Annotated in this window: 17 protein-coding genes, 1 pseudogene and 1 riboswitch; of the genes and pseudogenes, 13 read left to right on the top strand and 5 right to left on the bottom strand. The window is 46.1% G+C overall.

Translation table 11 applies throughout. The features are described from left to right. The first annotated feature begins 1 nt into the window (after position 1). Entirely contained in the window at positions 2–1,894 is a 1,893-nt protein-coding gene (locus SIB80_RS00175) for a serine/threonine protein kinase (RefSeq protein WP_063419037.1), read from the top strand. Positions 1,895–2,039: 145 nt separating this feature from the next. Here SIB80_RS00175 and smpB read toward each other — a convergent pair whose 3' ends face one another. Then, entirely contained in the window at positions 2,040–2,537 is a 498-nt protein-coding gene (smpB, locus tag SIB80_RS00170) for an SsrA-binding protein SmpB (RefSeq protein ID WP_063419039.1), read from the bottom strand. A 51-nt stretch (positions 2,538–2,588) separates the two neighbouring features. Between smpB and ruvB the strand changes: the two genes are divergently transcribed. The 6 genes from ruvB to SIB80_RS00140 all read left to right on the top strand — a co-directional run bounded on the left by ruvB (position 2,589) and on the right by SIB80_RS00140 (position 9,924). After that, a complete protein-coding gene (ruvB, locus tag SIB80_RS00165) occupies positions 2,589–3,647 on the top strand; it encodes a Holliday junction branch migration DNA helicase RuvB (RefSeq protein WP_063419041.1) in 1,059 nt (352 codons plus the stop codon). Continuing rightward, positions 3,644–4,456: a tetratricopeptide repeat protein gene (locus tag SIB80_RS00160; protein WP_063419043.1), complete on the top strand. Its 813-nt coding sequence runs from the start codon at positions 3,644–3,646 to the stop codon at positions 4,454–4,456. The genes ruvB and SIB80_RS00160 overlap by 4 nt, the downstream gene beginning before the upstream one ends. Continuing rightward, positions 4,453–5,649, top strand: a complete 1,197-nt coding sequence (locus SIB80_RS00155) for an amidohydrolase (protein ID WP_063419045.1) — start codon at positions 4,453–4,455, stop codon at positions 5,647–5,649. Before SIB80_RS00160 ends, SIB80_RS00155 begins: the two co-directional genes overlap by 4 nt. Next, positions 5,646–5,870, top strand: coding sequence for a DUF3188 domain-containing protein (locus SIB80_RS00150; protein WP_063419047.1), 225 nt, complete (start codon positions 5,646–5,648; stop codon positions 5,868–5,870). Before SIB80_RS00155 ends, SIB80_RS00150 begins: the two co-directional genes overlap by 4 nt. Positions 5,871–5,998: 128 nt before the next feature. After that, positions 5,999–6,102: riboswitch (TPP riboswitch) on the top strand. A gap of 44 nt (positions 6,103–6,146) precedes the next feature. Beyond that, positions 6,147–7,526 (top strand): phosphomethylpyrimidine synthase ThiC, encoded by a 1,380-nt coding sequence (thiC, locus tag SIB80_RS00145; protein ID WP_063419091.1) that lies wholly within the window; start codon positions 6,147–6,149, stop codon positions 7,524–7,526. A 2,215-nt stretch (positions 7,527–9,741) separates the two neighbouring features. Next, a complete protein-coding gene (locus SIB80_RS00140; RefSeq protein WP_063419049.1) occupies positions 9,742–9,924 on the top strand; it encodes a Nif11-like leader peptide family RiPP precursor in 183 nt (60 codons plus the stop codon). Between the two features lie 839 nt (positions 9,925–10,763). Here the strand turns inward: SIB80_RS00140 and SIB80_RS00135 are convergent. From SIB80_RS00135 to SIB80_RS00120, 4 genes are all read right to left on the bottom strand, one after another. Beyond that, entirely contained in the window at positions 10,764–11,090 is a 327-nt protein-coding gene (locus SIB80_RS00135) for a DUF1499 domain-containing protein (protein ID WP_063419051.1), read from the bottom strand. 1,431 nt (positions 11,091–12,521) lie between these two features. After that, positions 12,522–12,731 (bottom strand): hypothetical protein, encoded by a 210-nt coding sequence (locus tag SIB80_RS00130; RefSeq protein WP_011824885.1) that lies wholly within the window; start codon positions 12,729–12,731, stop codon positions 12,522–12,524. A gap of 7 nt (positions 12,732–12,738) precedes the next feature. Then, positions 12,739–13,356, bottom strand: a complete 618-nt coding sequence (locus SIB80_RS00125; protein ID WP_063419053.1) for a hypothetical protein — start codon at positions 13,354–13,356, stop codon at positions 12,739–12,741. A 2,192-nt stretch (positions 13,357–15,548) separates the two neighbouring features. Continuing rightward, a complete protein-coding gene (locus SIB80_RS00120) occupies positions 15,549–16,127 on the bottom strand; it encodes a shikimate kinase (protein ID WP_063419055.1) in 579 nt (192 codons plus the stop codon). A gap of 52 nt (positions 16,128–16,179) precedes the next feature. On the opposite strand from SIB80_RS00120, the gene SIB80_RS00115 reads away from it, so the two are divergent. The 6 genes and pseudogenes from SIB80_RS00115 to SIB80_RS00090 all read left to right on the top strand — a co-directional run bounded on the left by SIB80_RS00115 (position 16,180) and on the right by SIB80_RS00090 (position 20,791). Further along, entirely contained in the window at positions 16,180–17,100 is a 921-nt protein-coding gene (locus tag SIB80_RS00115) for a 6-carboxytetrahydropterin synthase (RefSeq protein ID WP_063419057.1), read from the top strand. A gap of 8 nt (positions 17,101–17,108) precedes the next feature. Then, a complete protein-coding gene (locus SIB80_RS00110; protein ID WP_063419059.1) occupies positions 17,109–17,825 on the top strand; it encodes a RibD family protein in 717 nt (238 codons plus the stop codon). Positions 17,826–17,839: 14 nt separating this feature from the next. Next, a pseudogene (locus SIB80_RS00105) lies at positions 17,840–18,130 on the top strand (peptidogalycan biosysnthesis protein); the annotation flags it as partial. Positions 18,131–18,451: 321 nt separating this feature from the next. Beyond that, complete coding sequence (locus tag SIB80_RS00100; RefSeq protein WP_063419061.1) at positions 18,452–19,588, top strand: GNAT family N-acetyltransferase; 1,137 nt, start codon at positions 18,452–18,454, stop codon at positions 19,586–19,588. Between the two features lie 150 nt (positions 19,589–19,738). Continuing rightward, positions 19,739–20,047 carry a penicillin amidase gene (locus tag SIB80_RS00095; protein ID WP_413681491.1) on the top strand — a complete coding sequence of 103 codons (309 nt, stop codon included), beginning with the start codon at positions 19,739–19,741 and terminating at the stop codon, positions 20,045–20,047. Between the two features lie 372 nt (positions 20,048–20,419). Continuing rightward, positions 20,420–20,791 (top strand): DUF4346 domain-containing protein, encoded by a 372-nt coding sequence (locus SIB80_RS00090; RefSeq protein WP_063419065.1) that lies wholly within the window; start codon positions 20,420–20,422, stop codon positions 20,789–20,791. Positions 20,792–20,803: the final 12 nt, after the last annotated feature.

Below are 20,803 nucleotides of genomic sequence, written 5' to 3'. Positions count from 1 at the left end.
AATGCTTCGGCGTCACGTGAGCGAACCCAGCGCCGTGGTTGCCGGCTCTGTGCTGGCACAGCGCTATCGGTTGGATGCGACCATCCAGAAGTCGAAGCCGATCCAGGGTGTGCTTTGGCGTGGGGTCGACATCCTTGAAGGTGACACATCCGTGGTGCTCCATCAAATCAGCGATGCCCCTACAAGGCAGCACTTTCAGAAGTTTTGGCCTGAGCTTCAATCCCTTTCCCATCCCCAGTTGCCGCGTTGTGGTGAATTGTTCGAGGCGGAGTTCAGCCTCTGGGCGGTGCGTTACTGGCAGGAGGGTGTTACTTACCGAAAGATTCAGCAGCAACGGGCCGAGGGTCAGTTGCTCTTCGGTGCTGCAGAAGTGTTGCAGTTGCTTTTGCAGCTGCTACCTCCTTTGATTGCGTTTCATGCCAAGGGGTTGGTGCATGGTGATATCAATCCCAGCGCCCTGTTGAGGCTTCATCAGGACGGCTTGCCGGTTTTGTTGGACTTTGGCTTACTGCAGCCCCAAGGGACTACCCCATTGGGTGGTGTTACTGCAGCGTATGCCTCAATTGCACAGAGCAGCACCGAACCAGCTGAAGCTTGGATGGATTTGCATGGCTTGGGCGTTACAGCACTGACTTTGCTGACTGGTCGTTGCCCCGAGGAACTTTGGAACAGTGATGTTCAGTCTTGGATCTGGCCAGAGTCTTGTGAGGTGGATGGGTCTTTTCGTCATGTGTTGGAGCGAATGTTGAGTGAGGCTCCTGACCAGCGTTTTGAAAAGGCATCGGATGTGATCTGTGCCCTTCAAGCTGTGATCATGCCCGAAAGCATCGGTCCAAAGCCCATAGAAGATCGCACTCTGGCACTCGCGTCTCAAGCAGTGCCTTTATCCGATCACCCCTCGCGTACGTCTCAATCGCTCTTAACGGAACATCGCTCTGCCATTCAGCCGCGGCGGCGGCGGCGGGCTGAAGAACGGGAGCAGGCTGCTGAAGGCAGGCTTTGGTCTGTTGTAGGTGCCTTGTTGGCGTCTGCATTGGTAGGCACGGCTATTGGCTGGTTCTTGCTCAGTCGTAGTTCCCCGCTAGGGATGGATCCTGTCAGGGATAGAGATCTCGTGGGCAATGTCCCAGTGGAGAGCCCATCAGCAGTAAAGGTGGATCATCGTCAGCAGTTATTGACTCGGCTGCGGGCTTTGCAGGTTAAACAAAGTTGGTTTCTGCAGTTGGTGGATGCCAGTGTGCTAACTCGTTTCCCTCATAGAGGTGGTCGCTCCCCCTCCGATGCTCTGGATGATGTTCCCTTGCGCCAGGTCTGGAATGACTTGGCTGAGGAATGGTTGGTCAGAATTGAACAGCTATCACCTCAGCTGCGCAGACGTTTAGGTGAGTTGAAGAACACTGACTGGCAGGAGCAGCGTGAAGGTCTGAGCGAATTGGGGGTGCATGGCCGTGTGATTGAGCAGTTGGTTACAGCAGGAGCACAGAAACTGCTTTTGGGTTCGTTCAATGATCAGAAGCCTCCAGAGCCCTATTTGCAGTTTTGGTATGCGGCAGCTCTGCACAGCCTGGCTGATGTGCAGATCGAAACCCTCAAGGCCAGACCTTCAACTCCCACTGTGTTTTCTTCAAGGGTTTCTCCTGGGGCTGTCCGCTTGATTTCCATTCAGGTGCCTGTTGGGCATCGACTAGTACTAGAAATCAAGGGCACGCCGTTGATGCAGATGACCATCTATGGCTCGCAGGGTGATGTCATTGCCGAGCGGGGATCGTTGCGCGTGGTGACCCTTGAGCCAGAAGCAGGTTCGCCTGTGCAAGTGCTGGTGACCAACGAGGGGTTGGCAACAGCTCTATTGACCCTCTCTTGTCGTGCCGATCAGCAAGCTTCTATGCCTTGACCAGCTTTCATATCCGAATCCGTTGCCGGATTCAACTCATGGCTTCCTTGGTCGGTCAGAACACCCTTCTAGAACGCCGACATTGCCTCGCCTCGTGCTTCGGCGAAAGAAAACTTTGTTCAGTTTCATTAACCCCCTTGGCTGATCAGTAGCGCGCCAGAGCGGACTTCACTTCTCGATCGGCTTGTTTGCGTTTCTCTTCTTGGCGTTTGTCGTGCAGCTTGCGACCTTTGCCCAGCCCAATTGTGAGTTTGATCCATGAACCCTTGAGATGAAGGTTGAGGGGAATCAGAGTGAGCCCTTTTCTGTCGAGTTGGCCGCGAAGTTTATCGATCTCACGGCGGTGCGCGAGCAGTTTGCGTGTTCGTAGTGGATCGTGATTGAAGTAGCTGCCGGCATGGCTATGAGGGGAGATATGAACGTTGTAGAGCTGTAGTTCGCCCTTGCGAATCAGGCAGAAGCCATCGCGGAGATTGGCTTGGCCGGCCCGGATTGACTTGACTTCGGTTCCCACCAATTCAATGCCAGTTTCGAGGGTGTCGAGGATCTCGTATTGATGCCTTGCCAGACGGTTGTCCGCGAGTAGACGGTTGGCCGCGGCTCGAGCTGCAGCAGTCGCTTTTTTGTTTCCTCCCTTGGCCATCTGCGTTTACCGATGCTTTCGACCCTATCCAGGGATCGGTACTCTTCCAACATGGCGATTGTGTCTTCCAGTGCTGGCCGAGCTGATTCCCAGCCGCTAGCAGCAAAGTCTCGGGTGGTAGATGCTTCACCTTTGCCTGAAGAGGCCAGTCCAGCTCGAGAAGATGGGCTTAGACCTAAGCGTTTGGAGGACTACATCGGTCAGCGTGAGCTGAAGCAGGTGTTGGGGATTGCCGTTAAGGCGGCCATGGGCAGAGGCGATGCTTTGGATCATGTTTTGCTCTACGGCCCTCCGGGCTTGGGCAAAACCACCATGGCCATGGTTTTGGCTGAAGAATTGGGGGTTAAGTGTCGGGTTACCAGTGCGCCGGCTCTCGAGCGCCCTCGTGACATCGTTGGTCTGTTGGTGAATCTGCAACCTCGCGAGGTTTTATTCATTGATGAGATTCACCGGCTCACAAGGGTGGCTGAGGAATTGCTTTATCCAGCAATGGAGGATAGGCGTCTCGATCTCACTGTGGGCAAGGGCAGTACCGCTCGCACCAGGGCATTGGAGCTGCCTCCGTTCACTCTGGTGGGTGCTACGACTCGCGCTGGTGCCCTTAGTTCGCCGCTGCGGGATCGTTTCGGTCTTATTCAACGATTGGAGTTTTATGGCCTGGAGGATCTGCAAGCGATTGTTGAGCGGGCGGCGGGGCTGCTGAGGTTGCAGTTAACAGCGCAAGCCTGCAAGGAGATTGCTCGTCGTTGTAGGGGTACACCGAGGATCGCCAATAGATTGCTGCGACGGGTTCGTGATGTAGCGAGTGTCTGTGGCGGGGAGAGCTTGATCGATGCTGCATTGGTGGATGAGGCTCTCACTTTGCATCGAGTCGATGCTCGGGGTCTTGATGCCAGTGATCGGCGCTTGTTGGACTTGTTGCTGGAGTCTCATGGCGGTGGCCCGGTCGGTTTGGAGACTTTGGCTGCCGCTTTGGGAGAGGATCCAGCCACTCTTGAAGCAGTGGTAGAACCATATCTACTGCAGCTGGGTTTTTTGCAGCGAACTCCGCGTGGGCGCGTGGTGACTGGCGCGGGGCGACGCCATCTTGGTTGGCCGGAGTTGCCATGAGTGTTCTCCAGGGGTTGAAAAACTGGGTGCCTAGATGGTCAGGGTTGCTTTTAGTTGTGCTGTTGCTGGTCATGGATCCCGTCACTGGAGCAGCTACCCCAGCACTCCAGACTCTTTTTGAGCAGGCACTCGAGGCTTCTCGACAGGGTGATTTTCAAGCAGCCCTACCTCTTTGGGATGAGTTTCTTGAGCTTGCGCCTGAGCAGCCTGCGGCGTGGAGCAATCGCGGCAATGTGAGGTTGATTTTGGGTGATCCCGAGGGTGCGATCGTTGATCAGACTAGGGCCATGGAATTGGCCCCAGCAGAGCTTGACCCTCATCTCAACCGTGGTATTGCTGAGGAGGTATTGCATCATTGGCAGCAAGCCGCTAGCGATTACAACTGGATTCTTGAGCGCGATGCTGTCAATGCATCGGCTCTTTACAACCTGGGCAATGTTTTGGGCTCTCAGGGCGACTGGTTGCATGCAGAAGCTCTTTACAGAAAGGCCTCTGACGCCAGCCCAGACTTTGCTATGGCTAGCTCCAGCAAGGCGTTAGCGGTTTATCAGCTGGGGGAATTTGATCTGGCGGAGAAGGAACTGCGTGCATTGATTCGCAGGTATCCCATGTTTGCCGATCCCCGTGCGGCCCTTAGCGGTCTTTTATGGCATTACGGTTCATTTGGTGAAGCTGAAAGCCACTGGACTGCCGCAGTCGGGCTGGATAATCGCTATCGCCAACGGGATTGGTTGTTGCAGATCCGCCGATGGCCACCACAGCCCACGGCTGATCTGATGGATTTTCTTGGTTTGTTGGAGGCTCCATGACTCTTCTTCTTCATTGGAGCGAGCGTCTTGATCAAGCTTTGCCCGAGCTGATTGAGTTGCGGCGCCATCTGCATGCTCATCCAGAACTGAGTGGTGAGGAGCATCAGACGGCAGTCCTTGTAGCAGGTCAGTTGCGGGGGGATGGTTGGCGGGTGTCTGAGGGGGTGGGGCGCACAGGTGTGTTGGCGGAGTTGGGGCCAATCGGTGGTCCGTTTGTGGGCCTGCGGGTGGATATGGATGCTCTGCCAGTGGAAGAGCGCACAGGGCTTGTTTATGCCTCACGGCGAGAGGGGGTGATGCATGCCTGTGGCCATGATCTGCATACCTGCATTGGTCTTGGGGTTGCAAGGGTTTTGGCCAAAGAGGAGTCGATGCCAATAGGCGTAAGGCTGTTGTTTCAACCGGCAGAAGAATTGTGCGAAGGGGCTCGTTGGATGCGTATGGACGGGGCGACCGATGGCCTCGAGGCCCTGTTTGGGATTCATGTTTGTCCGGAATTGCCGACTGGAAGTATTGGTGTACGTAGTGGGTGCTTGACGGCTGCGGCGGGAGAGCTGGATATCGAAGTGATTGGTGAAGGAGGCCACGGTGCAAGGCCTCATCAGGCTATGGATGCCATTTGGCTTGCCGCTCGAGTTGTTTGTGGACTGCAGGAGGCGATCAGTCGTCGCTTGGATGCCTTGCATCCTGTGGTGGTGAGTTTCGGGAAGATCGAAGGTGGTCAGGCTTTCAATGTGATTGCAGATCGAGTTCGGCTGCTGGGTACGGTCCGCTGTTTGGACGGGGCTGTTTTTGACAAGCTCCCAGCTTGGATCGAGCAGATTGTTCAGGCCATCTGTGGAAGTTTTGGGGCAGAGGCGATCGTGCGCTATCGCAGCATTACGCCGCCTGTTTACAACGATCCTGAACTCACAGACCTATTGGAAAGTTGTGCTATCTCTCAGATAGGAAAAGAGCGTGTGTTGCGGCTTGAACAACCCTCGCTTGGTGCTGAAGACTTTGCAGAACTACTGCAAAATGTCCGTGGAACAATGTTCCGATTAGGGGTGAGCGGTTCTAATGGGTGCGCGCCTTTACACAATGGTCAGTTCTGCTTAGAGGAGAGCAGTCTTGGAGTTGGTATTCGGGTGCTGACCGCGACCCTATTGGCCTGGATGGATGAGCGTTCAAGGCTGGCTTTGGAGAGGACATGAAGCGTCTTGGCTATCCCTTGCTATCTCTTGCAGCTCCTTTGCTGATCGTCTTGGCCATGCTCTGTTTGATGCATCGGCAGGGCAGCGATCGATTGCAGTCAATACCAGCAGTTTTGGTGGGTGCTGGTCTAATTTTCAGCGGGGCTGTGGGCCGCCGCCGTCGCCGCCGCAAGCTGCTTGCAGCACTTCACAGCACCCAAACCGAGGAGCAGGAGCACTGACTTGATGTTGCACAGAGCCATGCCTTTATCACAGTTGGACCTTGAAGCGCTGCAGGACAAGATCCATGCGGTTTTGCACGTTTAGCGGGATGGATTGCGGCTCGGATCAAAAACCACTGCTAGGTTTTACAAAACACTAGGGGTGCCACTCAGCAATCTCTGAGTGGCTGAGATCACACCCTCCGAACCTGATACGGGTTGTGCCGGCGCAGGGAAGTGAAATGACGTGATCATTGGTTTTTCGCCAAACCCTGGTATCCATTTCGCCTTTTGATCATGCGCGCCTCTTGGGTGGCTGCCCGTAAGGGTCAGGCCAATGTCTCGCAATTGCATTTCGCTCGACAGGGCGTTGTCACTCAAGAAATGGACTACGTGGCCAAGCGTGAAAACTTGCCTGAATCGCTTGTCATGGAGGAGGTGGCCAGGGGCAGGATGATTATTCCTGCCAACATCAATCATGCAAATTTAGAGCCGATGGCGATTGGTATCGCCTCCAGCTGCAAGGTGAATGCAAACATTGGCGCCTCACCTAACGCCAGTGATGTAGCTGAAGAGCTCAAGAAGCTCGAGCTGGCAGTTAAATATGGCGCAGACACCGTGATGGATCTGTCCACTGGAGGGGTCAATCTTGATGAGGTGCGTACGGCGATCATTAATGCTTCACCCGTGCCGATCGGCACTGTGCCTGTCTATCAGGCGTTGGAAAGCGTGCATGGCTCGATTGAGAAGCTCGACGAAGATGACTTCCTACACATCATTGAGAAGCATTGCCAGCAGGGTGTCGACTATCAAACCATTCACGCCGGTTTGTTGATTGAGCACCTTCCGCTGGTGAAGGGACGCCTGACAGGCATCGTCAGTCGCGGGGGTGGAATTCTTGCTCAGTGGATGCTTTATCACCACAGACAGAACCCTCTTTTCACCCGCTTTGACGACATCTGCGAGATCTTCAAGCGCTACGACTGCAGTTTTTCACTTGGTGATTCTCTCCGTCCTGGTTGTCAGCACGATGCTTCTGATGCAGCTCAACTTGCCGAGTTGAAGACCCTTGGAGAATTGACTAAGAGAGCTTGGGCACATGACGTGCAGGTGATGGTCGAGGGTCCTGGTCATGTACCAATGGATCAGATCGAATTCAATGTGCGCAAGCAGATGGAAGAGTGCAATGAGGCACCCTTTTATGTGCTTGGCCCTTTGGTGACAGACATCGCACCGGGTTATGACCACATCACGAGTGCCATCGGTGCGGCGATGGCAGGCTGGTATGGAACAGCGATGCTTTGTTATGTGACCCCGAAGGAGCATTTAGGTCTGCCAAACCCTGAGGATGTTCGTGAGGGCTTGATTGCCTACAAAATTGCAGCGCATGCCGCTGACATCGCTCGTCACCGTCCGGGTGCTCGAGATCGCGATGATGAATTAAGCCGAGCAAGGTACAACTTTGATTGGAACAAACAGTTTGAGCTTTCACTGGATCCAGAGCGAGCCAAGCAGTATCACGATGAAACTTTGCCAGCTGACATTTACAAGCAAGCTGAGTTTTGTTCAATGTGTGGTCCAAAGCATTGTCCAATGCAGACCAAAATTACGGATGAGGATCTCGAAGGTCTCGAAAAATCTCTAAAAAGTAAAGGGAAAGTTGACTTGCCAGCTTAGAAGGGTGAAACAATCAAATCATAACTTGCTTGACTCTTATGTGATGTCTGCATAGAGAATGCATTTGGCCATGATGCAATGAAAAAACCATTATAATTCTAGAATATTCGCCTATATAAGGTTTTTCTTATATAGGCAAGCATGAATAGATGGTCAGCGATTTTTGCGTTAAAGCCATTCTTATTGCCAACCTTTAAAAAGGCAATATCGATCTGCTTTAAGGCCTGATCGCTTCTCTCTTGGTGCTATATATTTTGCATGATTGGGTATTTAGACTTGCCTCTTGCAAAAACTATAGCCCAGTAATTTTACTTTTATTGAGAATTTTCTAGTCAACACATCTGGCGGATTGATTTCCGCTGCAGGAATTAATGTGAGACTTATCTTTTAGCTGCCAACTCATTCACTAATTGTTGTGATCATTTTCAACGTTGGCGAAGCGCTATGTGTCCTTGCCGGGCCTAATTTTTAATTTGACGATGCTTAATTGACTGCTGATGACATCCTGCCTCTTAGTAAGTTGCTTTTATCGCTATAGCCTCAGCCACGAAAGGACTTGTGCAAAACCCTAGAAGAAGGATGCCGACGCCTAGGACATGGCGGCAAGATAGCTCTACTGGTAAGTATTTATACCTAATTTCGGTGCTAGGGCTGTCGCATGGGCTAGCGAATTGATTGTTTAGATTATGCTTTTGTCAAATCAATCACTCATCAGTGTTTGAGGATATCTACTGAAGGCCTAGCGGTGTTAAATATTTTAACTCTAAGGGCAAAAACTTTGTTAGAGGTCGTAAATAATTAGCCTATTTAATCTTAATTGCTAGAAAAAATACCATAAAATACCATATTTAACAGAAAGAGTCACAGTGAGGGCTGAGATGATTAGAAATATGGGACGTTAAGCTGATTCATAATCACTTTAGAAATAAAAGATATGTAGTCTAGGGCAATCTCAAGGGATAGATTAGGGTATCCAATCCTAGTAATAATTGGGTTTAGACATTTTTGCATGATGAGATTGGCAACGCATTGGATAGTGCTTATTATTGGGAAGCTCAATCCTTAAGCTATGAAGCTTTTACAGGTTTTCGGCATCTTTTTGATCGGTTGCTTGGCAGGGTCACAAGCAGTTTTATGCTTTCCTGAATCAGTAAAGCCACCACTTATTTCTAAAAATACTCCTTCAAAAACTGATTTAGGGTTTGGCTTTTAGGGAAAAGTGTAAATCTTGCTAAGTTTGCTAGTGATGGAGACATAGAATGCCATAATAATGATCTATGGTAACCGTATGCCTACAAGCCGAGCTTTTTAGTTTTATTATTCGAAATCTTGAGACGGCCTGTTATTCAAGAGTCACAACTTATCTTGGGATAACTACATCTGGTTCAAATAAACATCTCTATTTTTCAGCATGTCTTAATAAAAACTTGTCTTCATTACGCTTGTCACTGATATTATCGATCAACCTTCTAGCTACTAATTAATTGATCTAGCCATGTGTGCATTTATTTGATCAGTTTAGTTGAATACACTGCTCATTACCCTTATTTCAAATTTTATTTTGAATAGTTAGTGTGCCTTTTGTTGGCCTGTGATGATCATAAATCCTATGATGAGCGTTAGAAGTGCATTGCAAGCCATCGTGATAAGATTTGCCTGACTAAAAAAATCTGAGAACATCGTAGGTAGGCTTGTTCTTATCTATTCTATGCCTCAGTCAAGGGCTGCATGCCATTCAATAGAACAATTTATTTATAATACCGGTACTAGAATGATCTCTATTATTTCTTGTAGCTTTATTAGCAATAAGGCTAGGTTTTCATTGAAAAAAATGATATATACGCTAACTTTATAACAAGTAAGTCTTAAGATCACGCAATCAAGAGAATAAGATGGAAAGCAAATAGCATCTAATGATTAAATGAGTATTGCTGGTGCAATTTTGACGAGTTTGTTTTCAGAAAACTGGTCAGGATCGATCTAAAACGGCAAGTTCTGACAGCCAGCATTTTCTTCAAAACAACAAGCTAGCCCAGGGCATGAGGTTGAAGGATTTAAAAAAAGAGCAAGGCAATAGCAATAGCAAGCTCTCGACTGGAACAAAAGTACTAAACCTTTGAAACAAGAATATGCTCGCTAAGTCTAGTTTTTTGAATACATATTCACTGATCATCTTGATTCATTAAGAATGTATCTTTATACTTGCCGAGACTGAATGTCTTATGAGCAACTGAAAGCATTTGTGGCTAAAGTCAAACAAGACAAAACTCTGCAAGATCAAGTTAAGAAAGAAAATGCTGACCTAGTATCTATCGCTAAGGCAGCTGGTTTTTCGATTACGACTGATAATCTGCGCATAGCATACACTGAGTGGGTGAGGGATTCACTGGCAAGCTGAAAAAAAGATATATCTCTACGCTACTTTTCAAAATGACTTTAATAATGATTGCATATTGAAGCTGTTCATTATTTTAGTTTCTAATCTTATTCTAAAATTAGAAACTCTTTTATATAAGCCGCCACTCAGGATATTTACCGGACGGATTGAAGAGTAATTGAAGAAATATATGTACCAAGTGATTTTTATATTGATTACATTTTGCCGATGTCCGACAATACCTGTTCTGCTAAGATTCAAGTTTGTTTTGCTAATGCATAGTAGAAAATTGCCATAGAAGCGATGTAGTTGTACATCAGTAATTTCTAAATCTTATATAGGCAAGCTGATAAGATATAGTCCATAACCTTAATTTTTATAGTCTGGTAGGCTATAAAAAGTTTAATTCGACTTATGCCTAAGCCAGAAGAACCCAACTCAGACATTGAGAAGTTTTCAGATGAAATGAGTAAGGATTTGTCAATTCTAGATCGAAAAGATGCTACACGAGAATGGACCTTGTCTGAATGCCAGGAGAGATGGAAATCACTTAAAGATGCACAACGCTCTGGTTCAGGATTATCGATGAAGGAGTGGGAGAAAAGAAATTGTCATGGAATTTGGTGAATTCATAACTAGATTCTAGTAAAGCTTTAAATCTAAATGCAAAAATCTGCTTTACATAAACAAGTTTTCTTATTGATAAACAGAAGATGTTAGATTTTCCCTGTAATGGCATGAGTATATGATGATTATTATGGATAACCTACTAGAGCTTGAATATGATTATATATAGCTGTTAGGATCTAGTATATTTTGTGTCAGTGGCAATTGGAATTGTATCTTAAGTCTTTATCCATTTATAATTGCGAGTAAAGGTTTTCAATTCTGTTTCTATTAACACCTAGATCTCCAAGTCCTATTCTAGAAGCAGATCTCACTTGAATAATTCCTTTTTTTGGTATTTTTAGGATCTCAATATCATCTGGAAACCTAAATATTAGGCTGTGTACAACACCATGCCAATAATTTTCTGTTCTTTCTACTACTTTTAACCTTGGTAGGGATTCTGCAATGTCAATAAGCTTGTCGTATGATTTCTTTACATTATCAAAATCCCATTCGACAAGCACACAGTTGGTAGGGATCACACAACTTGAAAGAGTACCATCATTTGTTAAGACCATTAGTTGTACTAGTTAGATGTGAGTTGATGAATAAGAAGAGATTGATGTATTCCTATAGAAATCGGATCCTACATAATCACTTATAAATTCATCATATCGATTGATTCGTGTGTAATGACTCGGCCAACCTTTTAATCGAAATGAATGTTCATGTATTTTATGATGTTAAATGATCAATAATATCAACAATCTATAGTGATTAATCTTTCGCTCGGCATTCTGTAAAAGTTGAATATATACTCCTCAAGTTTTATGAAAATCAGAGAGTATTAAATATTGATGCAGTATCTGATTTAGAGTGATGATTGTCCAAATTTTATTATAGATATAATGGGATTGCCTAAATCTTTGATATTTGTATAAATATCTTCGGAAATCTATACTAATTCCCTTTTTATTCAATTTAGTGTGCAGCTTGATACATGGTTTTTCTATCTATATTCATATTGGAAACTTATTATGACAGATGGATTTCTTTACAGATTACTGCTCATAGTCGATCCTTAGTCTTCACATATATTATGCTGGAAATTACCATCCCTAAAGCTATAACTGTGGCTGCCAACAGATATTGAAGATATATAGGAGGCAGATCAAAAAAGATGGGCAGTGGTAGCATGATGTCTAGCCTTTAACAGAATTATAGCCTTATTTATCCGCACCATATATATTTGGTATAGCACTGTCAGACAGGAGAAATGCTTATAGATCTGATATCTTTTCACAATTCTTATGACTATATTTCTATTTTTTCATCTATAATGAATCTTAATTCAGCAATAGCATCTGCTTTTTAATTTTTATAGAAATGCAAAGCATATTATGCTTACACAGGCCACTGTAAACCTAGCATTTGATTTTTAAACTATCAATAAAATACTGTAGGTTGGAAATCTTTATGAAAAACAGTTAAAGGATTCAATGCTTTAGCTCTTATCCATTGATTATTATAGCCATTGAAAAGCTATAAAATAGTTGCTGCCTCAAATATATTTATCTGGATTAATAGCAAATCGAATACTTATATTCTAGGCTACTTAGCATTTGTTGACTCAATGTTAATTATATGCTTAGTAATAGCCATAATGGATTCCTCTATGGATTTAGTTATATCACTACTCTACTTTTTATCCAACACAACAACTAGCAGAGACTCAGATAACGACTAGCAAATATGATAAATAGAAATAAATAATACAATTCTCCCATAATGACTATTTGACAAATATGAGAGTTCCACTTTGATTTGATGTATCAAATTTATACCCATATTGGCAGATAATTCATCATTAATCTCTCCATATTCTTTATTAGTTTGCTCTCTTTGTGGAGATTTTACCATATTTTTGTGTCAATGCATAAATATGTCTCACTATCAACCCACTCTTTTTCGATGCATCAATCAATCTAAAATCATGCCATATACTCTCACTAATTGACCCGAGCGATAATCTCAATATTGATATTTTCCTTCAGATAGTCCATGATTGCATTCCATTCCTTCTCTGTATATTCCATTGGATTGCCATCTCTCAATAGCCCAATATTACCATTTATTATAATATCCTTTAAGCAATGATCGTTCATCTGTTTGTTTAGTTCGTGAAGAGCAGCTTGAATCGTAGGAGTATTTGGCATCATGTTTTCCTTAAATTGTAACGGTTTGCATTTCTTTGATCTTAGCTTTTAGCTTTTTATTCTCATCTCGTAGCGCCGTACATACTTTCATTAGGTCTGTCTTTTTCATTGATGTTGTTATTTCCCACTCCTTATTGCCTTTAACCAACTCCTCAATGGCTTTATCGCTGACCTCTTTCTCTGTAACCTTTTCGCCTCTCTTTATTTTACCTACTGCATCTTTTCGCGTCCCAGGATCAGCTTTCCCAATTGCTGCTAGCGTTCTCATGCTTGTACCAACCAGCTCTTGGTCAGTCACATCGGTATTCTTTAGCCATGACTCCCATGCCGAAGTTAGGTCTCTAATCTGGCCTGCAGTCATTGGAATGATGCCAGACTCTCTGAACCTTGTCCATTGCTGTTGCTTCTTAAGAACACATTTAAGCCGATGGAGCTCAGCCGCAGTGCTTCGAACTAGCTCTGCTGCAATCCTTGAATTGATATTGACAGCATGAACCGTATCTCTCATGATGCCTATCTGAACATCATTTAGCCCTTCCGTCAGAGTCTCTGGAAGGACGATTGACTCGGATCCGGCACTGTGCCTGTCTGGCGAGATGACTTTGAAGTCGATCGCTGAATCAGTCATTGAGGCACTCCACTGTCCGGACCCTAGCGCATTTGAACGAGTCGTTCAAATGGAGTATTTTTGAACTACTTCGCTAGGCCATCATTCGTCCGCCTCTAGGATCTATTTGCCGGAATAGACATCTGATAATGCCTAGCTTTGCTTTCCTTGGGCTAACTTATTAAAGTTCTCCTTTAATGTTGCCAGTTGAGATTCTCAATTTCGCTTCTTGATTGATCTATCTCGATATGCTGCTATCTTGAAGGAAGGTCAACATAACCAATCTCAATTGCTTCCCTGCATGCTATACATATTTAGTTGAATTTTGCTGATGATCTTATCCTATTTATTTAAATACCTTTTATTACTCGAGATTGACCCTGGAATATATTTAGTGTGCTCAAAACTAATATTATCTATGGCATCGAATGCTATCGCTGTTTAGGCTTTTCATTTTCAGCCCTTGATTTTAGGAGGATGTCCTGTTCAGTAGTCTTCTTCTTGATTAAATTTTGCTAGTTATTATTAGACTATTTTTCCTTCTTAGTATTTTACCTTTCTTGTTGCTCTAGAAATATTTCTTGAGCGATCATTATTATCCCATGAGATAATTCTTCTCGGATTACTTCAGGGAAATGCATCTTGGCCTGCATAGATTGTGTATACGCACTCCATACAAGACGAAATATACTTTAAAATTTATATACTTACTTAAAACGAAGCATATTTAGTAGTAATCGTATTAGGATCTAACTTTAGGCCTTATATCCCATTCTCTAGGCTTTAAATCTCTATCTATATGGGCTGTACTGCTTACATTTTTTAACTAGTTCATCTATAAAAACTTTATAAGGCAAATACTAGCCTTGAGTTAAGGATAGAAGATTTAATTCTCTTATTTAGATTAGTCTTTGCTCCCGGCTTGCCGTTAATTCATGGATAATTTTAATAATGGATGGGTTTTATTGTAATACTGACCCCATTGATTGCGGAAGAGGCTCTATAGTTTTTCATTGATTCTTGCTTCAGTTGATCCTCAATAAAATCTCGACGATATTGCAATCAGAAATTGTATTTTTTCATATTTGCGATGTCTAGGAATTAATCAAGTCATTAATCAACTTAGATCATTTTACTTAGATAGCATGCCATGTTTTATTATATTATTTAGTTATTTAAGCTATTTGTTAACCATATTGACAGTGCTTAGCGCGTTAATACAATTTTTATCGCTCTCTCGTTGTCTTTGCTTGGCTTGTTCCTAACTGGCTCCACGTTGCTTTCTCGGAGACCCAGTCCAGCAAGGCTTGTACGTAAGTATTTATACTTACGTACAAGCCTTGCTGATTCACTGTCTTCCATGTTGCTACTTTCTTGCCTGAATGTACTTTCTTTGATATCGGATAAAGCTTCTGATGGCCTTCCTGGCTTGTTCCTTTAGTAGATTATCTTCGCTGTAATACAGTTTATGTTTCAATCCAGTCGGCTGAATTTGTCTCAGAAATGCCTCTAATTAGGGATCGCACTTCTTCTAGTCGCCTCTTGTCATTTAGGAAACGCTATTTGTTATCTATCACATCTTGATGAGTCATAACCTCTAATCAGCCACTAGTAGTGGTTCATTGAATCTGTCAGGTTGATTTCATCATTCCTTCTGCAGGTTGTATCGTTCGCGGCCTTTGGTTTGGTACCATTTATTTGAATTTGTGTATTTAGCTTGAGAAAAAAGCTGATTTTAGCCCTGATACGCCTATGGCTAACTCACGCTGAATACGCAATCTATAGATTGATATGTCTATCTTGCTTTCGATAATACTCGTCTACCTTCTCGATCATTCTTTCTGACTGCAATGCTTGAATCTTTCATTCGGGTCTATTCAGCTTTAATTCGAGTCCATTATTTTTGCCTGCTTGTATTGACTAGATCTCCGATAGGGATGTGTTCCTGTCTATAGCCCTTTCTTCGTTATGAACGGTTATTTTTTTATTTTAGCAACTAGAATAAGAAAGTAATGTCTACCTGGCAGGCTGATTTATATGTGTTGAGTGAATGAATTCCTGCAACATGCTTGAGATGTACTATCTTCCAGTCCCTTAGACTTTTAGTTTATTGTCAAGTCATCGATTGATCGTCTGTTTTGATTGGAATTGGCTATCAGGTTAATCCTCTGGACTTAAACGGTCTATTCTTTAGTACTGACAAATTACTTGCTTTAACCATTCATTTGTGGAGGGGGCGATAACAGCTGGGGCAGGAACTCAATAATCTTTAGCGCAATCCCGTCTGATTCCTCTGCTCCCACTTCCACATGCAAGTCTGCTTCGCAATAAAGCGGTAGGCGCTCGGCAAATAAACAGTCGAAGGCTGCTTCTGGATCTTCTGTTTGGAGTAAAGGCCTATTGCCGCTGTCGGCATGTAAGCGTCTGAGTAGTTCTTCTCGCCCAGGGTTTAGCCAGATCACGATGCCCTGATGCAAGACCCCCCAGTTTTCTGGCTTACTCACTATCCCCCCGCCAGTAGCAACAACAAGTGAATGGCGTTGACCAATGGCATTGAGTACTTGAGACTCCATTGCTCGAAAGCCTTCTTCTCCTTCTTCGCTAAAGATCTTCGGGATTGGTTGGCCAGCAAGTTGTTCGATGACGGCATCTGTATCAACAAACCCATAGCTGAGTTGTTCGGCTAGAGGTCTGCCTGTGCTGCTCTTGCCACTGGCCATCATTCCCACCAAATAGAGGTTGCGACCACCAAGCCTTTGCTTGAGGGGGTGAGGGGCTGGGCTTTCGTTCATTGGTTCGCAAATGTCTATAGATCTCTAGGATGACTTCTAGTCCGAGAGAGCGATGACTGACGTCCCCGATTTGGAACGCCATGGTCATGGCCGCGGCTGTGTGATCACTCGCAAAGCTACTTTCAGTGCTAGCCATCGCTATTACTTACCGGAACTGTCAAGCGATGACAATGCAGCTCGTTTTGGATTCTGTGCTTTGCCTGCTGGGCATGGACACAATTATGAGCTGATCGTCGCCATGGCTGGCGGGCTTAATGTCGATGGCATGGTGTTGAACCTCTCTGAGGTGAAGCATGCCATCCGCTCTGAGGTGACCGATCAGCTTGATTTTCGCTGCCTTAACGATGTTTGGCCGGAATTTGATCTTTCCAGGCCAGAGGGCTGCCTGCCAACCACGGAGGCTCTGCTAAGAATCATCTGGACTCGTTTAATGCCTCATCTGCCAATCGTGGCCATTCGGCTTTACGAACAAGAAAACCTCTGGGCTGATTATCACGGAGATGCCATGGACGCCTATTTAACGATCCGTACTCATTTTGCGGCTGCCCATCGGCTTGCCAGGGTCGAACTGAGTCAGGAGGAAAACGAACGTATTTATGGCAAATGCGCGCGGCCTCATGGGCATGGTCATAATTATTTTGTGGATGTCACCGTGCGCGGAGAAATTGATTCTCGAACAGGCATGGTCTGTGATCTAGGTGCTTTGCAAAGCCTTGTGAATGACATTGTTGTGGAACCTTTTGACCACACCTTCTTAAATAAAGACATTCCTCATTTCGCTAACTGTGTACCAACAGCAGAGAATATTGCCTTGTACATTTCTGATTGTTTAGCGAAACCGATCCGAGCGATCGGAGCCCATCTCCACAAGGTGCGCTTGCAGGAAAGCCCTAATAATGCAGCTGAGGTCTATGCAGAAACCCCAAGGCTTGAAGCCATCCCTAAGGTATTGCATGCTATGGCGGCTCACTAGCCAAGCATTTGCAAAAGCAGTTTTGGCTTCGTCTTGTCCTAGCGATCAGCTTGGATGGCCGGCTGGCACCTGCGATTGGTGGGCCGGCCCAATTGGGTGGAGTTGGTGATCGACGGGCTTTAGAAGAGGCTTTGGCTTGGGCTGATGGGGCCTTGCTCGGTGCCGGAACGTTGCGTGCCCATCGCAGCACTTGTCTGATTCATGATCAGGACTTGCTGAACCAGCGCAAGTCTGCGGGGCATAGTGCGCAGCCCACGGCGGTGGTTGTTAGTCGTCAGCAGTGGTATGCAGCAGAGTTACCTTTCTTTCAACAGCCGCTTGAGCGTTGGCTGTTGAGCCCTCATTTAGCTAAAGCAAAGGGACCGAAAGATCCTTTGCTTCCTGTTGGCTACGAGCGTCAGGTGTTGTTTGAGCAAGATTGGCCTCAGGCACTCAATCGATTGGCTGAGCTTGGGCTGTTTCGACTTGTTTTGTTGGGTGGAGCTCAGCTGGCCGCATCGCTATTGCAGGCTGATGTTGTCGATGAGTTGCAACTCACCCTCACACCAAAATTGCTTGGTGGCATGCATGCATGGGTTCCCTTGGAAGGCGGTGGTTTGCCAGATGATCTTGGCGACGCTGAGGCTTGGCATTTGCAAACCGTTGAGCCATTAACTGATAATGAACTACTACTGCGTTACGAGCGCAAGCGCGTTGAAGGTTCCCGAGCGGACCGGCCTATTTAATTCAGTGAAGCTGGCTCGCGGTGGCCCCTCTTGATCTCAAGGGGCAGCGCTATGGCGCATTTGTTTTTGATCAGCCCTTTGCTCGTTTAGTAGGTGATCTTGGTTTGGGGTATTACCCCAAACTGCTTGGGATTAGTTCTGTGAGCCCTATGCAGGGCTATCGCTTCTAGGTGGCGCCAGGGGAGGACGAGGCAGAGTTGACAGTTCTGATGCTGGAGAGCATCGATGCTTGTGCGCGTCGCAACCAGATTCTCAGCTGTAACTTTCTTTATGTTGATCTGCAGTGGCGTCTGCTGGTGGGAGCAGGCTCCAGGTTATTTCTCTGCCTTGATGGGTGATGTGAAACCCTAACTTCTTGTTCTTCCTCTTGTTACTGCAATGGCTTTAATCCTCTCTATGGGATGTCTTTAGCGTGGATGTCAGTGCAACAGCAGCAGTTATGTTGCTTAGTCTTTTGAATAAAAACTTTTGAGGCACAGATTCGATCCTCAATGGTTAAGAACGTCGAAGCCACATGCTTCATCTGTTTGCGGCAGCTGGTTATGGTCGTTTCAGTCTGTGCTTAAGGCGCGCTTCAAATCGCCAACCTCTCAGTCCGCTGGCACCGCTCCATTCACGAGATCCCATTGCATCATTGGGAAAGCCTGGTTGGTGATCAGGCAATTCCTTTCTTTCGCTGGCGGTGGCTTGCTGCTCTTGAAGACTCAAGCAGCATTTCCGCCAAACATGGTTGGCAGCCACTGCACTTAGCCCTGTGGCGAGGCGATACGCCTGTAGCGGTTGCCCCTCTTTATCTCAAGGGGCATAGCTATGGCGAATTTGTTTTTGATCAGGCATTTGCTCGCCTGGCAGGTGATCTTGGTTTGGGGTATTACCCAAAACTGCTGGGGATGAGTCCTGTGAGCCCTGTGCAGGGCTATCGCTTCTATATGGCGCCAGGGGAGGACGAGGCAGAGTTGACAGTTCTGATGCTGAAGACCATCGATGTTTTTGCGCGTCGCAACCAGATTCTCAGCTGCAACTTTCTTTATGTAGATCCTCAGTGGCGGCCTTTGGCGGAAGCTGCTGGCTGTGCCACTTGGTTGAACCAGCAGAGCCTTTGGTCAGCGGAAGGGCAGTCTGATTTCTCTGCCTATCTCAATAGCTTCAATGCCAACCAGCGGCGCAATATCAAGCGTGAACGCAAGGCTGTCCAGCAGGCGGGGCTCAAGGTTTCAGCGTTGACAGGAGCAGAACTTGATGTGCAGCTGTTGAGGTGCATGCATGGCTTTTATGAGCAGCATTGCGCTCGTTGGGGACCTTGGGGAAGCAAGTATCTCTCTGAAGCGTTTTTTGAGGCCTTGGCAGATTCGTCTCTCAGAGATCAGGTGGTGTTGTTTAGTGCCCATCGTGAGAGCCCTCGAGAGCCTGTAGCGATGTCTCTTTGTATACAGGATGGACGAATGTTGTGGGGGCGTTATTGGGGTAGCAAGGAGGAGATCGATTGCCTTCATTTCGAGGTTTGTTATTACGCGCCGATTGCCTGGGCGCTGGAACATGGCTTAGAGAATTTTGACCCTGGCGCAGGAGGTCAACACAAGCGCCGTAGGGGCTTTGTGGCGAAGCCCCATGCCAGCTTGCATCGTTGGTATGAACCGCGTATGGATGCTTTGATTCGTGGCTGGCTGAGTAAGGTCAATCCTCTAATGCTTGAGGAGATTGAGGCGGTGAATGCTGATTTGCCGTTTCGGGTTGAGCTTACCCCTCAGTTAATTGTGGAATAACTATCACTCATGCTCCATTGATCTGGCCCAGCCCTAATTGCGATTGCTTGAATCCAATTTTTGTTAATCGATCTTCATAGATGTTGTTAAGCTAGAATACTTAGGGCGCCTACGATGGTCTTCTGTTCGATGATACGTTCGCTGTTGTTGTTGCAACTGATTCTCACTGCTCTGCCTGTGGATGCTAGGCCTGAGCTTCAAGTCGAAGAGAATAAAGAAAACTCAACTGAGATCACCATAGACACTGGGATGATTAATCTAGGTCGAGATATTGGTTGGATAGATGCAACTTGTTCTTGGTTTGGATGGGGGCATCTTAGCCTTGAGAATACCAAGACAAGTATTGCGGTGATCACGGAAGGAATCGAAAAAGAGCATGGTGCTGATATGTATGCATGGGTTATTGAGCGAACTGCAAAGAGATATCCAAAATGTAAACTTGGGCTGCCAAGTTTATGATTATGGACTGGTCTTTATGTTTGCCCAAAATGTAGTTAGCATTGCATTTTGGGAAGAGTGATGATGTCTTTACTTCTGCATTATTCAGTATCATGATCTTGGGTTCGCTGCCAAAGTTAAGGTGTTGATAAATTTGCCTCTACTTCGGAGGTTTTAAGTAATGAACCTATGCGGTGAAATTTTAACTGATCTTGGAAGGCGGGTATTTTAATTTGCGCATGAGCAGGCCAATGGTGAAGAGGAGCGTGGATTGATTGTTATCTTTGGCTTCTTAAGGATTGTTAGGAGCAGATTCCATGCTTCTAGCTTGTAATTCAAGGCTCTGATTTGTAGGCTGAAGAAATAGTCCAGAGAACCATTGACCTCCCAGTGATGTCTGATGCCATCAGTGCCATAGATGATCAGCTTTCGCAGCGCTTTATTGCGCTTGATCCAAGTGGCTATTTCTTGATACGGGTGGATGCTTCAGCTGCAGAACTGGTCGTGGAGCATTACCTGAACGATATTGATGAGCGCGGCCGAGCTACCGATCCTGTGACTGGTGATGTCCTTGCTTGTCGTGGAGGCACACTCTCCCCGGCGACTGTCTACAGGGGAAGAACTGCCAAGCAGCTAGGGATTCAGCTCACAGAAGGGCAGGGTCCATATCCCTTGAGCAAGCTTGACCATGCTCTTTATTTGGGGCGGGAACTGCAACGCGCTGAGAGCTGTCTTTTCAGCGGTACGCCTTATGTTCAAGATTGAGCTTTGAGGTTC

The sequence above is a fragment of the Prochlorococcus sp. MIT 1327 genome, assembly GCF_047304785.1.
In the GTDB taxonomy this organism is placed as follows: domain Bacteria; phylum Cyanobacteriota; class Cyanobacteriia; order PCC-6307; family Cyanobiaceae; genus Prochlorococcus; species Prochlorococcus marinus_D.
The sequence above is the reverse complement of the archived record's forward strand: the minus strand, read 5'-3'. Positions and strand labels throughout refer to the sequence as shown.